13 protein-coding genes are annotated in these 14,886 nt (G+C 66.7%); 5 read left to right on the top strand and 8 right to left on the bottom strand.

Annotated features, from left to right (window positions below):
- From DMX10_RS26485 to DMX10_RS26455, 7 genes are all read right to left on the bottom strand, one after another.
- Positions 1-657, bottom strand: a complete 657-nt coding sequence (locus DMX10_RS26485; protein WP_111263899.1) for a DUF2848 family protein — start codon at positions 655-657, stop codon at positions 1-3.
- A 249-nt stretch (positions 658-906) separates the two neighbouring features.
- Positions 907-1,248 (bottom strand): I78 family peptidase inhibitor, encoded by a 342-nt coding sequence (locus tag DMX10_RS26480; protein WP_111263898.1) that lies wholly within the window; start codon positions 1,246-1,248, stop codon positions 907-909.
- 166 nt (positions 1,249-1,414) lie between these two features.
- A complete protein-coding gene (locus DMX10_RS26475; protein WP_111263897.1) occupies positions 1,415-2,674 on the bottom strand; it encodes a type II toxin-antitoxin system HipA family toxin in 1,260 nt (419 codons plus the stop codon).
- Entirely contained in the window at positions 2,667-2,984 is a 318-nt protein-coding gene (locus tag DMX10_RS26470) for a helix-turn-helix domain-containing protein (RefSeq protein ID WP_111263896.1), read from the bottom strand. The genes DMX10_RS26475 and DMX10_RS26470 overlap by 8 nt, the downstream gene beginning before the upstream one ends.
- A gap of 228 nt (positions 2,985-3,212) precedes the next feature.
- Positions 3,213-4,508, bottom strand: a complete 1,296-nt coding sequence (locus DMX10_RS26465) for an MFS transporter (RefSeq protein WP_111263895.1) — start codon at positions 4,506-4,508, stop codon at positions 3,213-3,215.
- A 44-nt stretch (positions 4,509-4,552) separates the two neighbouring features.
- Complete coding sequence (locus DMX10_RS26460) at positions 4,553-5,887, bottom strand: amidase (protein ID WP_111263894.1); 1,335 nt, start codon at positions 5,885-5,887, stop codon at positions 4,553-4,555.
- On the bottom strand, positions 5,884-6,558 hold the full coding sequence (locus DMX10_RS26455; protein WP_111263893.1) for a DUF2848 domain-containing protein: 675 nt from the start codon (positions 6,556-6,558) through the stop codon (positions 5,884-5,886). Before DMX10_RS26455 ends, DMX10_RS26460 begins: the two co-directional genes overlap by 4 nt.
- Before the next feature lie 292 nt (positions 6,559-6,850).
- Between DMX10_RS26455 and DMX10_RS26450 the strand changes: the two genes are divergently transcribed.
- Together DMX10_RS26450 and lpdA are read left to right on the top strand one after the other, a co-directional pair.
- Positions 6,851-7,738 (top strand): pseudouridine synthase, encoded by an 888-nt coding sequence (locus DMX10_RS26450; RefSeq protein ID WP_111263892.1) that lies wholly within the window; start codon positions 6,851-6,853, stop codon positions 7,736-7,738.
- A gap of 211 nt (positions 7,739-7,949) precedes the next feature.
- Entirely contained in the window at positions 7,950-9,350 is a 1,401-nt protein-coding gene (gene lpdA / locus DMX10_RS26445) for a dihydrolipoyl dehydrogenase (RefSeq protein WP_111263891.1), read from the top strand.
- Positions 9,351-9,565: 215 nt separating this feature from the next.
- Here the strand turns inward: lpdA and DMX10_RS26440 are convergent, their stop codons facing one another.
- Complete coding sequence (locus DMX10_RS26440; protein ID WP_111263890.1) at positions 9,566-10,852, bottom strand: sigma-54 dependent transcriptional regulator; 1,287 nt, start codon at positions 10,850-10,852, stop codon at positions 9,566-9,568.
- 316 nt (positions 10,853-11,168) lie between these two features.
- Here DMX10_RS26440 and DMX10_RS26435 point away from each other — a divergent pair, with 316 nt between their 5' ends.
- The 3 genes from DMX10_RS26435 to DMX10_RS26425 all read left to right on the top strand — a co-directional run bounded on the left by DMX10_RS26435 (position 11,169) and on the right by DMX10_RS26425 (position 14,790).
- A complete protein-coding gene (locus DMX10_RS26435; protein ID WP_111263889.1) occupies positions 11,169-13,046 on the top strand; it encodes a di-heme-cytochrome C peroxidase in 1,878 nt (625 codons plus the stop codon).
- A gap of 69 nt (positions 13,047-13,115) precedes the next feature.
- Positions 13,116-14,282: a catalase family protein gene (locus DMX10_RS26430; protein ID WP_111263888.1), complete on the top strand. Its 1,167-nt coding sequence runs from the start codon at positions 13,116-13,118 to the stop codon at positions 14,280-14,282.
- 253 nt (positions 14,283-14,535) lie between these two features.
- Positions 14,536-14,790, top strand: coding sequence for a P-loop NTPase fold protein (locus tag DMX10_RS26425; protein ID WP_111263887.1), 255 nt, complete (start codon positions 14,536-14,538; stop codon positions 14,788-14,790).
- The last annotated feature ends 96 nt before the right edge of the window (positions 14,791-14,886 follow it).

The raw sequence follows: 14,886 nt of genomic DNA, 5'->3' as shown, positions 1-14,886 counted from the left end.
CTAGTCCAGCGCCTGCACCCGGTAGCTGTGGCTGAGACTGCGCCCGAGCACGGGGTCGTACAGCTCCACGCTGAAGTGTTCCCCGGGCTCGGGGTCGCCGATGAAGGGCAAGGTGCCGCAGAACATCGCGGTGCCGGCCGGCAGGCTGGCATCACCGGTGCGCAGGGCGATCAGCTCGCGCGGGTCCAGCAGCGTAGCGGCGAGCCCGGCCTGGTACAGCTCGTCACGCCCCTCGACATGGCGCCAGCAACGCAGGCGCAGCTGGTCCCAATGCCCCGCCACTTCATGGAAACGCCACAGCTCGCGGCCCACAGGCTTGAGGCAGAGCTGCCGCGAGACGGCGATGTCGTACCCCTCGACGCGACGGTCCGCGTGGTCGGAACCGATGCCGACGTAGAGCGCCGTGCCCGTGGAGAAGAGCACGCACTCGACCTCGGCCGAGGAGTCCCTGCCCGGCACCTGGAAGCCGTCGTCGGTGCACAACAGGTCGGCGGACAGTTCATAGAAGCAGGGCAACGTCTCCGGCGAGCGCGCGCCAAGGGTACGTACCTGCGCGGCGACGCTGTCGGCATCGCGCCCCGTCCAGCCGGCGACCACCAGGCTGCGTACATCGAACGCGAGGGATTCCCCGCCGGCCACGGTGAAGTGCAGTGTCATGGCTAACTCCTGTCGAACTGATGCGAGTGTTCCCGCGCAGCGTCGCGCCGGAGCGACGGAAGACGTCCGGGCAGGCGGGAAGCGATGGAAGCCACGATGCTAGAGCGTACGAACGGAGGGGCACAGAGGAAGAATCCGCAACCCGTGAAGGACGGAACCACCACGTGTGTGGACAGAAACCCGGGTTGGCGAAAGGGATAAAGCGAGGCAGGAAACGGGCCCGCAGGCGCGGGCCCGGAGGGGGTCGGCTCAGCCGCAGCTGACGCCCTTGATCAGGTTGGCATCATCGGTGTCGATGTTCAGGCGGCGGGAGTTGTATTCCAGGGTCATCACGCTGCCCGGCTTGAGCACGCGCACGTCGCTGGCGCCGGCGGCCTTCTTCGCCTGTTCGACCAGCTCCGGGGTGGCGGCCTTGCCCACCAGCGAACGCACGGGGCCGGAAGAGCAGCGGCCATCCTCGGAGGGCGCAGCGGCCGGCAGGCTCTCGCTGGCAGCGGCGGCGGGCTTCTCCGCCGGCGCGTCGGTGGAGCTGCAACCGGCCAGCAGAGCGCCCATGAGCGCCAGGCCGAAGGTGATGGAAGTGCGAGACATACTGCGATCCTCATAGTGAAAACGAAGCTGAAATCGGTGGCGGGGAAAGGCCCGGACCGCGTGCATGGGACACGTGCAGCCGGCTCGCCGTTCCCGACGCAGGCGCGCATTGTAGCGTGGCGCCAGCCTCGTGCAGGCGTGGAACATCCGTGGTGCGGTTCGCGATTCAGGCGAGCCGCGCGATGTTGTCGTCGATGCGCGCCTGGATCGTGCGCAAGGTGTCACGGGCGATGCCGTGGGGGAACCGGTCCTCGGCGCAGGCACTGAAGCCACTGGCCACCTGGCGGATCCGCTCGATGATGTCAGCAGCGTCCCGGGCCGTGAGATCCGCCTCCTCCGCCGCGAGCTCGAGCAGGTGCTGCCGGGTGATGCGCAGCGCCTCTCCCATCACGTCCATCTGGTGGTAGCCACCCGGTCCTTCGCAGAAGGTCACGTCGTAGGCTGGGGCCAGCGTCCATTGGCCGGTGGCGGACATCAGGTAGGCGAAGTTCTTGGGGTGATCGTCACGGTTGTTGAACACCACGTTGAATACGATCCGTTCGAAGGCGATCGCTTTCTCCCGCACGTCATTGCAGCAGAACTGGGTCGCCCGCAGGAAATGGGTGTAATCCAGCGCACCGGCCGTGCGGAAGTCCGCGCCGGTGAAGGCGGCCAGGCTCTGCATGGGGACGCGCATGCCCCCCTGCCGGTCGAAGCGGCGGCTGGCGAAGGCAGCCCGCCCGTTCGGTAGCTCGAAGTGCTCGGTGTCCGGGGTTTCGATGGCGCATGCGCGCAGGCATTGCGCGTAGAGCGCTTCGACGGCGCACACCTCGGGGTGTTCCCAGGCCGCCGGGAACTTGATCAGCCAGGCGTCCAGGCCAGGCGCCGCCGCCGTGCTGAAGCGACCGCTCACAGGGTCGCGATAGAGCAATACCTTGGGCCGCGCTCCGTGCGGCGAGCCGCCCATGAGCATCAACTGCTGCAGGAACTCCCCGCCCTCGCCATCGAGCACCGCCTGGACTTCCGCCGCCAGTTGCTCGAGGGGAACCTCTTCGCAGGACAGGGGCGACTCCGCCGCCGGCTCGAACGACATCGCCCCCATGGCATGCGAGCCTATGTAGGTCAGGCGTTCCAGAGGGCCGACTTGCGCGGGGTTTAGCCCACGTCGCTTGAACAGGCGATCCATCAGCAACATGCCCCAACCGTCGGGCAGCGAGTCGTAGACCGGCCCAGGCAGCGACAGCTGATGATCGGGAAAATCCCTGCGCAGCCGTGGGCCTTTCAGGGGCAGGCGCAGGGACGACAGCTCCAGCCCCGACGCCAGCGCCTCTTCGCTGTACTCGAAGGCGATCAACGGACGCCCTGTGAGCGCGGTCGAGGAAACCAGCGAACCCCAGCGCCAATGCGCGCCCCAGCCGTCGTAGTAGACGTCGACCCGCTTAGACATCGCCGGCTTTCCTTTTCACCCGCCGGCGCTGGGCGCCCTGTTCATAGCGAAGGATGTCATCCAGGCTTTCCAGTTGCGGCATGAACAGCAGCTCCAGCTCCTCGAGACGCCCCAGGACCATGGCCACGCGAACCACGCTGTCGAACGCGACGCTGCGCCCGGCCTCCAGATTCGACAAGGTGCCGACGCCGATGCCGGCTCGGGCGGCCACCTCGGCCTGGGTCATCCCCTGGATCAGGCGCTCCTGGCGCAAACGCGTGCAGAGCAGTTCGACCACTTCCGCCGGCTTGACCAGACCTAAATTCATCATATCGAGTGTTAAACCCAGTAATCGCCTTTAATACGCTGAATTATAGAGTTATATGAAAATTCGGAAAGCTCTATAACTTCATAAAAACACGTATTATTGAGTAATTACGCCACTAATCTTCGAAATACTGAATTTATCGGCCAGAGCCTAGTGCATGCGGGACGAGCACAAGGTGCGACGGCCTGCCGCTCAGCCCCGGGTAACCACCTCGCCCTTCCATGCAAGGGCTTACCCACGCCGCGCCTTGCGGACGAACACCACCACCAGCAACGCTGCCAGCAGCTCCAGGCCGGCGACCATGTAGAGCCCGCCGGCCAGTGCGCCGGTGCGGTCCTTCACCCAGCCGATGAGGTAGGGCGCGGCGAAACCGGCGAGGTTGCCGACCGAGTTGATCACCGCGATGCCGCCGGCCGCCGCCGTGCCGGTGAGGAACAGCGTGGGCAGCGACCAGAACACCGGGAAGGCAGCGAGGATGCCCACCGCCGCCAGGGTCAACGCCAGCATCGCCGCGACGCCGTGGCCCATGGATGCGGCGCAGGCCGCCAGACCGACCGCGGCCAGGGCGGCGGCACCGGCGCAGTGCAGGTGCCGCTCGCCGCTGCGGTCGGAATGGATGCCGTTGAGCACCATCGCCACCGTGCCCACGGCGAAGGGCAAGGCGGCCAGCAGGCCGATATCCAGGCTGCCCTGCACGCCCAGGTCGCGGATCAGCGTCGGCACCCAGAAGGCGATGGTGGCGTTGCCGCTCACCAGGCAGAAGTAGATGGCCGCGCACAGCCACACATGGGGGTTGCAGAAGGCGTCGCGCAAGCTTGAAGCCTTGCCTGGTGCGGCGGCGTCGGCGGCCACCTCGGCGCTCACCAGGGCGCGCTGCGCGGCGCTCAGCCAGCGCACGTCCGCCGGGCGCTCGGGCAGGTAGCGCAACACCAGCAGGCCGGCGAGCACCGAGGGCACGCCTTCGACGATGAACAGCCATTGCCAGCCGGCCAGCCCGCCGACATCGGCCATGCCCGTCATGATCAAGCCTGCCAGCGGCCCGCCTATCACCCCGGCCAGGGCGAAGCTGGTCATGAACAGGCCATTGACCCGGGCTCGCCGCGCAGTGGGGAACCAGTAGGTGAGGTAGAGCACCACGCCAGGGAAGAAGCCCGCCTCGAACACCCCGAGCAGAAAGCGCAGCACATAGAATTGCATCGGCGTGGTCACCAGGAACATGGCGGTGGAGATCAGCCCCCAGCAAAGGGTGATGCGCGCCAGGGTGCGCCGCGCGCCGATGCGTTCCAGCAGCAGGTTGCTCGGCACCTCGAAGAGGAAATAGCCGATGAAGAAGATGCCCGCGCCCAGGCCGTAGACGGCTTCACTGAAGCCCAGGTCGTCGAGCATGTGCAACTTGGCGAAGCCGACGTTGACCCGGTCCAGCCAGGCGAGGATGAACAGCGCCACCAGGAAGGGCACCAGGCGCCAGGTGATGCTGCGGTAGGCCCGCTCGCGCAGGAGTGAACGGGCCGGATCGGAAATGGACATGCGATCGCTCCCGGGGCGGCCAGGCCGCCCGCAGAGGTGAAGGGTCAGCCCAGGCAGCGCTCCACCGCAGCCCCCAGTTGCAGGATGTTGGCGTCCTGCCCGCCGAGCCCGCACAGGCTCAGGGCGATGCCGGGGCGTTCCGGCAATGGGATGGACAACGCGCAGCCGTCGAGGAAGTTGATGACGGCGGGGTTGGCCAGCACCCGCGCGTTGATGCGCTGGAAGGCGTCGTCATCGGTGATCTCCGCCAGGCGCGGCGGCGCGATGGAAACCGTGGGCATCAGCCAGGCATCCGCCCCCAGCAACACCTCCGCCGCGCGGGCCTTCAGCTCGGCGCGCTCCAGCAGCAGCTCCAAGTAGTCGCAGGCGCTCTGCCGGCTGCCCCGCTCGATGCGCATGGCCACCAGCGGGTCGTAGCGCTCGCTTTCGGCCTGCAGGCGCTTGCGGTGCCAGTACCAGGATTCGGCAGCCGCGAAACCGCCGCCCGCGTTGATCTCGGGGAGGCGCTGCAGCTCGGGAAAGCGGAACTCGACGATCTCGGCGCCCTGCTCCGCCAGGCGCGCGAGGGCCCAGTCGAAGGCCTGCGCCACCTCCGGCGCGAGGTCTTCCAATACATGGTCGGGGGTGACGAAGAAGCGCTGCCCCTGCAGCGGCAGGCCGGCATCGCGCCAGGGCTGGGCGCCGGTCAGCAATGCGTCCACCTGGGCGCAACAGGCCACCGTGGGCGCCAGCGGCCCGACGGAATCCAGGCTTTGCGACAGGGGCACCATGCCCCCGCAGGGCACCCGCCACGCCGTGGGCTTGAAGCCGGTGATGCCGCAGAAGGCCGCCGGGATGCGCACCGAGCCGCCGGTATCGGTACCCAGCGCCACCACCGACATGCCCAGCGCCACGCTGACGGCGGCCCCGGAGCTGGAGCCACCGGCGATGCGCCCCTCCCCCAGCGGCGACAGCGGCGTGCCGAAGTGCGGGTTGAGGCCAAGGCCGGAATAGGCGAATTCGGTCATGTTGGTGCGCCCCACGAATACCGCGCCGCCCTCCCGCAGGCTGGCCACTACCGGCGCATCGGCCTGCGCGGCGGGCTCGCCCTCCAGCACCCGCGAACCGGCGCGGGTGACCTGCCCGGCAACGTCGAACAGGTCCTTGAGCGACAGCGGCAGGCCGTCCAGGGGCGAGAGGCGCCGCCCCAGGGACAGGCGATGGTCGGCAGCCTCGGCAGCGGCGCGGGCGCCCTCCTCGTCCAGATCGATGAAGGCGTGGCCGCCGGATGCGAAGTGCCGCTGGGCACGTTCCAGCATGGTTTCGGTCAGCTCGCGGCTGCTGATGCGGCCATTGGCGAGGCGCGCGGACCACTCCGCCAGGGTGACGAGGGTGCTCATGCCTCCACCTCCAGCACCTGCACGCGGTAGCTGTGGCTCAGGGTGCGCTCCAGCACCGGGTCGTGCAGCTCGACGGTGTAGGCCTCGGCGGGGGCGATCGGCTGCAGCGCCGCCAGGGTGCCGCAGAACATCACGCCGCCCTGGGGCATGGACATGGCGCCATGGCGCCGTTCGATCAGATCCAGCGGGTCGAGCATGCTGCCGGCCTCGCCCTCCTGGTACAGCTCGCGGCGCCCCTCGCGCTCGCGCCAGCAGCGCAGCACCAGGCTGTCCCAGTGCCCGGCCACTTCATCGAAGGGCCACAACTGGCGGCTCACAGGTTTGGCGCAGAGCTGCTTGGACAGGGTGATGTCCAGCGCCTCCACCTGGCGCTCGGTGTGGTCGGAACCGATGCCGACGTAGAGCCCGTCCCAACCGGCGATCAGCACGCACTCCACCTCACCGGTGGAGTGCTCGCGCGGCACCTGGATGACCTCGTCCGAGGTCAGCAGCGAGGCCGCCACCTGGTAGAAGCACGGCACCTGGGCCGGCGGAGAGATGCCCAGCACCTGCAGCTCGGCGATATGACGCTCGACGGCCTCGTGGTCGCGTCCGGTCCAGCCGGCGATCACCAGTTCCCGGGGTTCGAAGGCCAGGCGACGCTCGCCCGCGATGATGAAATCCAGTGCCATGGTCAGTCTCCTTGCTTGCGTTGATCGTCCCACCGGCCCCGCCTCGGACACCCGTTGCAACAGCGGGGACGAGCGCGCGCCACCGAAAAGCGTGGGGTGCCTTGGGCGATGCCCGTGCGACGAAGTAGCCGTGATCCTAGGCTCAAGCCCAATGGGCTCGACAGGTGAAGGGGTCCGCTTGCCCTGCCGGATGACGCCACGCCGGGCGAAGGGAAACGGGCATGCCGGGGTTTGACCGCCCGCGCCCGCTGCGGCCTAATGCGCGCCCCGCCAGGCTTGACCGGAGATGGCCATGAGCACCGAACCCAATGTGCGCCCAAGCACGCTGCACCTGCCCCAGGGCCCCTGGGCGACGGTGCTCGACTGCCTCTGCGCGCATTTCCCGGCCATCGACCGTGCCACCTGGCTCGACCGCATGGCGCGTGGGCGGGTGACCGATGGCGAGGGCCACCCGGTGGATGCGCTGCGCCCCTATCAGGTGGGCTTGTGCGTGCGCTACTACCGCGAGGTGGCGCAGGAGCGCGAGATCCCCTTCGAGGAGCACGTGCTCTACCAGGACGAGCGCCTGGTGGTGGTCGACAAGCCGCACTTCCTGCCGGTGATGCCCGCTGGCGAGTACGTCGAGCAGACCCTGCAGGCGCGTCTCACGCGGCGCCTGGGCATCCCCGGCCTGGTGCCGCTGCACCGCATCGACCGGCACACCGCCGGCCTGGTGCTGTTCTCCCGCGAGCCGGCCACCCGTGGCGCCTACCAGGCGCTGTTCCGTGAGCGCCGCGTGCACAAGCGCTACGAAGCGGTGGCCGCGCCCCTGCCGCAACTGGAATTCCCCCTCACCCTGCGCACGCGCCTGGAGCCGGGTGAGCCCTTCTTCCGCATGCAACAGGTGGACGGCGAGCCCAACACCGAAACCCGCCTGGAAGTGATCGAGCGCGGCCCGCAACTGTGGCGCTACGCCCTGCACCCCGTGACCGGTCGCAAGCACCAGCTGCGCGTGCACATGGCCGCCCTCGGCGCCGGCATCCTCAACGATGGCTTCTACCCCGACCTGCACGACACCCAGGCCCCCGACGACCATGGCCGCCCCCTGCAACTGCTGGCCCGCGAACTGGCCTTCATCGACCCGGTCAGCGGTGCAGAGCTGCGCTTTGAAAGCCAACTGCGCCTGATGGATATCGCTTAATCCCGCTGGCTCCGCTGTGTTGGGCTTCGCGCCTCAGCCCAACCTACCGGGCCGTGCCAGCCCTTGTCCCCCCTGACCAGCACGATCTTTTCTTGACCGTTCATTCAGGCGCGAGGATATTACGCCCGTCATCCAAAGCCGATGGACGCGCCGTGAAGCTCCACTACGCTTGCTGGGTCGATAGCCATCAATCGAGACAGAAGGAAATTTCATGAGCCAATACGACGTGGTTGTCATCGGCGGTGGCCCGGGCGGCTACAACGCCGCCATCCGGGCCGGCCAACTGGGCCTCAAGGTGGCCTGCGTGGAGGGACGCGAGACCCTGGGCGGTACCTGCCTGAACGTCGGTTGCATGCCGTCCAAGGCGCTGCTGCACGCCTCCGAGCTCTACGAGGCCGCTACCGGCAAGGAGTTCGAACTGCTCGGCATCGAGGTCAAGCCCACGCTCAACCTCGGGCAGATGATGAAGCAGAAGGCCGACAGCGTGAGCGCGCTGACCAAGGGCATCGAATTCCTCTTCCGCAAGCACAAGGCCGAGTGGATCAAGGGCTGGGGCCGTATCGACGGCCCGGGGCGCGTCGTGGTCAAGGGCGCCGATGGCAAGGAACAGGTGCTGGAAACCCGGCACATCGTCATCGCCACCGGCTCCGAACCCACCCCGCTGCCGGGCGTGGAGATCGACAACAAGCGCATCCTCGACTCCACCGGTGCCCTGTCCCTGCCCGAGGTGCCCAAGCACCTGGTGGTGATCGGTGCCGGCGTGATCGGCCTGGAGCTGGGCTCCGTCTGGCGCCGCCTGGGCGCCGAGGTCACGGTGGTGGAATACCTGGACCGCATCTGCCCCGGCCTGGACGTGGAAACCGGCAAGACCCTGCAACGCGCCCTGGCCAAGCAAGGCATGAAGTTCAAGCTCGCCTCCAAGGTCACCCGCGCCAAGAGCGGCAAGAGCGGCGTCGAACTCAGCGTCGAGCCGGCCGCCGGTGGCGAGGCCGAAAGCCTCCAGGCCGACTACGTGCTGGTGGCCATCGGTCGCCGCCCCTACACCCAGGGCCTGGGCCTGGAGACGGTGGGCCTGAGCGTCGACAAGCGCGGCATGCTGGCCAACGAGAAGCACCAGAGCACCACGCCCAACGTCTGGGTCATTGGCGATGTCACCTCCGGCCCGATGCTCGCGCACAAGGCCGAGGACGAAGCCATCGTCTGCATCGAGCGCATCGCCGGGCACAAGGCCGAGGTGAACTACGAGGTGATCCCCAACGTCATCTACACCCGCCCGGAAGTGGCCACCGTGGGCAAGACCGAGGAGCAGCTGAAGGCCGAGGGCCGCGCCTACAAGGTGGGCAAGTTCCCCTTCACCGCCAACAGCCGCGCCAAGATCAACCACGAGACCGAAGGCTTCGTGAAGGTGCTGGCGGACGAACGCACGGACGAAGTGCTGGGCGTGCACCTGGTCGGGCCCAGCGTCAGCGAGATGATCGGCGAGTACTGCGTGGCGATGGAGTTCTCCGCCTCCAGCGAAGACATCGCACTGATCTGCCACCCCCACCCGACACGCTCCGAGGCGCTGCGCCAGGCCGCCATGGATGTCGGCGGCTGGGCGATGCAGAGCTGACGGCGTGATGCCCATGAAAAAGGCGCCTGTCCGGCGCCTTTTTCGTTTGCTTGAGACGTGGCCATGAGTCATTGGCTCCTCAGAGCCCGGCAGGACGAACTCGTGCCGTAGGGTGTGCCATGCGCACCTCCGCACGGTGCCTCCGGCAGACTCCCAGGTGCGCGCAGCACACCCTACAAGAGCATATCGGCGCGCGGGCTCGGCTCCCTGGCTGCTTATAGAAGCTGGTGCTTGTGCAGCAGCCGGTAGAAGGTCGGCCGCGAGATGCCCAGCACCCGTGCCGCCAGGCTGAGGTTGTTGCCGTAGCGTGCCAGCGCATCGCACAGCGCCTGGTATTCCGCGCGGCGCTTGTAGTCGTCCAGGGTGCCGATCAGCACGCTGTCCATCGGCACGCTGTGCAGGCCCAGGTCCGCCGCCTCGATCTGCTCCCCTTCCGCCAGCGCGTAGCCGCGCCGCACCCGGCTGGCCAGCTCGCGCACGTTGCCCGGCCAGTGGTGGCGCACCAGCGCGGTCAGCGCCTCCTCGCTGAACTGCCGCGGCTTGTGCCCGGACTCCAGGCTGTAGAGATCGGCGAAGTAGTTGGCCAGCAGCGCAATGTCGCCCTGGCGGCGGCGCAGCGGCGTCAGGCGCACCTGGTGCGGCGCCAGCAACTGGTAGAGCTCCGGGAGGAAGCGCCCCTGCTCGGCCATCAGCTCGATGTCGCGGTCCGAGGCCACCAGCAGGCGCACATCCAGGGCGCGCGCCGGGCCCTGGGGCTGGGGCAGCTTGCGGGTACGCAGGCAGTGCATCAGGGTGCGCTGCACCTCCAGGGGCAGCTCGCTCACCGCATCGAGAAACAGGCTGCCGCCATTCGCCGCCTGCAGGCGCCCCGCCGGGCCGAACAGCGCGGCGTTGCAGCCGGCCTCGTCCAGCACCCCGCAGTTGAAGGCCACGAAGGGCCCGCCCACACGGCGTGAATAGCGGTGCAGCGTGCGCGCCACCAGCTCCTTGCCGGTGCCGCTCTCGCCGAGGATCAGCACCGGCCGGTCCAGCGGCCCGAACTTCGCCAGCTGCTTGCGCAGGTCACGCAGTGGCCGGCTCTGCCCCAGCAGCTCGTGGTCGGCGCCCTGGCGGCTGCCGAGGCCGCGCAGCCGGGCGATGCCGAAGGCCCGGCCGAGCAGCCCCTGCAGGCGCGCGGAGTCCACCGGGACTTCCACCGTGTCGAAGAACCATTCGCCGGCGAAATCCTCGACCCGTTCCTGGGGCGCGATATCCCGCCCCAGCAGGCCGATCCACTCCGTGCCGCTGCTGCTGATGAGCGTCTTGATGCGTTCGGGGTTGTCCAGGTGCTCATGCCGCAAGCACAAGAGGCCAACGTCATAGCCGCCCGCCTGCGCCTGCTGCGACTCGCGACTCTCCACCGTCCAGCCGCTGGCCTGAAGGCGCGGCAGCAGCTGTCGGCACTCCTCACAAGGGTCGATCATCAGCACGCGGCGAGCAGTCGGGGTGATGGTGTCCAACATGTCCCATCCTTGGCGCCAATTTTTTGATTAATGCAATAAAAACAATGGTTTGGCGCTTCTAACTGTAACGCTAGCAATATCTTTGACGGGCTATGGAACCATTTCTTATAGGCATCATCGCGAAGGGTTCTTAAAACGACGAGGCAATCGGGCGCAGGCCCTGCGCAGTGAAAAAGCCCGGGGAATCGGCCTCCCGAAAACATGACGCAGCCGACAAAACGCCCCGCACCGAAGACATTGGTAATAGCACCTTGCCAATAGGCGCATTGATTGGCATAACGTAGGCTTTTCCCCACTAGTTACAAGGATGTATCTGATGCGAATCCTGCGTCGCACGCTGGTGCTTCTGCTCGTTCTGATCCTCCTGGGCCTGGCCATCGTCCTTTATTACGTCGCCAACCCCAACCTGCCGACCTACAAAGCCCCCGAGCAGCTGCACTACCTCAACCAGTGGGACGAACAGGCACGCCAGACCTACTACTACACGCCCCAGGGCACCACGGTTAAGGGCCTGCGCTACGACTGGTTCACCGCGCTCGAACTGCCCTTCTCCAGCGACAGGTTCGCCCGCCCGGAATACCTCGCCCGCTTCGGCTTCCTCGTCGACCCGCTGCAGAAGGCCACCGAGATCAACCCCGGCAACCTGCCCGTCGGCTTCGCCCGCCATGAAGACGACGACACCGGCCAGCAGTACCTCGACATCACCTGCTCCGCCTGCCACACCGGCGAGCTGCACTACAAGGGCCAGGCCGTGCGCATCGACGGCGGCGCCGCCCTGCATTCCCTCGCCTCCACCGTGCCCACCCTCAGGGGCGGCGGCTTCGGCCAGGCGCTGGGCATGAGCATGGCCTTCACCTACTACAACCCCTTCAAGTTCAACCGCTTCGCCAAGGCCGTGCTCGGCAGCGAATACCCCAAGGGCAAGGACGAGCTGCGCAGCGACTTCAAGGACGTGCTCGACCGCCTGCTCGGCACTGCCTGGAACGACACCCACCGCGGCCTCTACCCCACCGAGGAAGGCTTCGGCCGCACCGACGCCTTCGGCCGCATCGCCAACAGCGTGTTCGGCGACGCCATCGACCCCGCCAACTACCGCATCGCCAACGCCCCGGTCAGCTACCCGCAGCTGTGGGACATCTGGAAGTTCGACTGGGTGCAGTGGAACGGCTCCGCCATGCAGCCCATGGCGCGCAACATCGGCGAATCCCTGGGCGTCGGCGCCAGCCTCACCCTGCACCAGGAGAACGGCCAGCCGGTGCCGCTGGACCAACGCTACGCCTCCAGCGTGCGCGTGCGTGACCTGCATACCCTGGAAGAAACCCTCAAGACCCTGAAGCCGCCGACCTGGCCGGAAGAGGTGCTCGGCAAGATCGACCTGCCCCGCGCCAGCAAGGGCCGCGCCCTGTTCGCCGAGAACTGCGCCTACTGCCACGCCCCCAACCCGCAACCGGTGGACAAGCGCCTGGCGCCCGACCGCGACCCGGAGTGGAAGATGCGCATGATCGCCACCGACAAGATCGGCACCGACCCCACCACCGCCGACAACATCGCCGACCACCGCTTCGACATCACCAAGCTCGGCTGGACCAAGGAGCAGCTCTCCAAGCTCGACGTCGTCCTGTTCAGCAAGCCGCCGCTGCAGGACCTCGACTTCAGCAAGATCTCCAGCGCCAAGGGCCTGGCCTACCTCACCGCCTACGTCGAAGACCGCGCCTACCAGGACGCCGGCATCAGCGGAGAAGAACGCAAGCAGATGGACGGCTACGGCCTGAAGATCGGCGTGCGCGAACTGCGCGCCTACAAGGCCCGCCCGCTGGACGGCATCTGGGCCACCCCGCCCTTCCTGCACAACGGCTCGGTGCCCACGATCTTCCAGCTGCTTTCCCCCGTGCCCGAGCGCGCCAAGGAGTTCTACGTCGGCAACTTCGAGTACGACCCGCAGTTCGCCGGCTTCAAGCACGACAAATTCCCTGGCGGGTTCCTGTTCAAGACCTCCGTCACCGGCAACAGCAACCAGGGCCACGAGTTCCGCGACGGCTGCCGCCAGAACGGCGTCATCGGCCGCGCCCTCTCGCCGGACGAACGCCTCGCGCTGATCGAATACCTCAAGGTCATGGGCAACCAGAGCCTGGAAGAAAAGCTCAGCCCGGTAGCGCCCAAGCCCTGGACGCCCGGCCCCGCCTGCGAAGGCTGATAGACCGCTGTCACACCCCTCCCCGCCACGGGGAGGGCCTGGGAACGAACAACAAGGACTCCAGCTCCCATGCTCAAGCGCTTCTGGCTCTGGCTCGGCCGCCTCCTCGGCAAGCTCACCCTCACCCTCCTCGTCGTCGGCCTGCTCGGCTGGGGCATCGGCTCGCTCTACTACAGCTGGAAATTCTCCGGCCCCGTTTCCGCCGACGAACAGATCCCGCCGACCGAGGCCAGCGACGCCAAGGCCATCATGGAATCGGCCGTGCGCGTGGTCGAACAGCACCGCGACAACACCCGCGTCCTGCGCGACGCCCACGCCAAGGCCCATGGCTGCGTGAAGGCCGAAGTCACGGTCGCGAAGGACCTGGCCAGCGACCTGCGCGCCGGCGTGCTCGCCGAACCGGGCAAGACCTGGCAAGCCTGGATGCGCCTCTCCAACGGCAACGCCTACCCGCAGTTCGACAGCGCCCGCGACGCCCGCGGCATGGCCATCAAACTGCTCGACGTGCCCGGCCAGAAACTGCTCAACGCCCCGGACCACGCCAACGAACAGGACTTCGTGATGTTCAACCACGACGTCTTCTTCATCCGCGACGTGGCCGAATACCGCAGCAACTTCGAAGCCCAGGCCAACGGCCAGAAGGTCGGCGCCTTCTTCCCCAGCCTCGACCCGCGCACCTGGGAAATCCGCCACATGCTGATCGCCCTGCAGACCCTCGCCCCGGCGCCGGCAAGCCCCACCGACACCGTCTACAGCTCCGTCTCGCCGTACAAGCTCGGCCAGGCCAACATCAAGTACCGCGTCATCCCCGACCCGCAATCCTGCCCCGAGTACACCCTGCCCAAGCAGAACACCGACCTGCCCAACTTCCTGCGCAACGCCCTGTACCAGCGCCTCTCCCTGGACCGCGTACCGGCCTGCTTCGCCCTCCAGGTGCAGGTGCAGAACCCGCAGTACTACATGCCCATCGAAGACACCAGCGTGGCCTGGAGCGAGAAGATCTCCCCCTTCCAGACCGTCGCCACCATCAAGGTCCCCGCGCAGGACTTCGATAGCCGCGAGCAGAACGAATTCTGCGACAACCTCTCCTTCAACCCCTGGCACGCCCTCCCCGAACACCGCCCCATCGGCGGCATCAACCGCCTGCGCAAGGTGGTGTACGAAACGGTGAGCGTGTACCGCCATGAACGGAATGGCGTGCCGCAGCCGCAGGCTGAGGTGAAAGAGCACGAGTGATGCGAGGAGGCCGGCTGGCGCGGGGAGCGCTGGCCGGTCCAGAGCCAGCAGCTCGACTAATATATAAACATGGCAAGTTAGCTATATTCCAACCGGCACTTAAACTACAAAAAGCCCTCCCCAAATACTTCCCAGAACAGCTCTTCATTGCAGAAACCAAGCAAATTAACCCACCTCAAAATCCATCTCGAAACCCAACAGCCATCAAAACAGCGCGCTTGAGTATAAAAACAAGCAAGACGAGCCAACAACAATGAAATCTGCCCTCTTCAAGATAAAAAACATAATGTTTGGCGAGAAAAAACTATTAGTAGCAACCGCCGCCTCATCAAAAGAAAACAAAGCCCAGCAGCCCACTCAAAACTCCCATATCAGAGACTACCTAAAGCACTATCTCTCACTAGAGCACTCTCCATACTACGCAGTTTTAATAAGCGGAGAGTGGGGAATAGGCAAGACATTCCTAGCAAAATCCATGGCGGCGGCAAAAACTGAGTGCAACACCTGACCTTTCCGGTACGGTGCTGCCCCTATGTCTTATACCGAACTCAGCGTTGAAGAGCGCGCCACCATTCAAATCGGTCGTACCCAAGGCTTCAGCCTG

The sequence above is a fragment of the Pseudomonas sp. 57B-090624 genome (assembly GCF_003234055.1).
GTDB lineage: Bacteria > Pseudomonadota > Gammaproteobacteria > Pseudomonadales > Pseudomonadaceae > Metapseudomonas > Metapseudomonas tohonis.
This window is presented reverse-complemented; position numbering and strand designations above follow the sequence as displayed.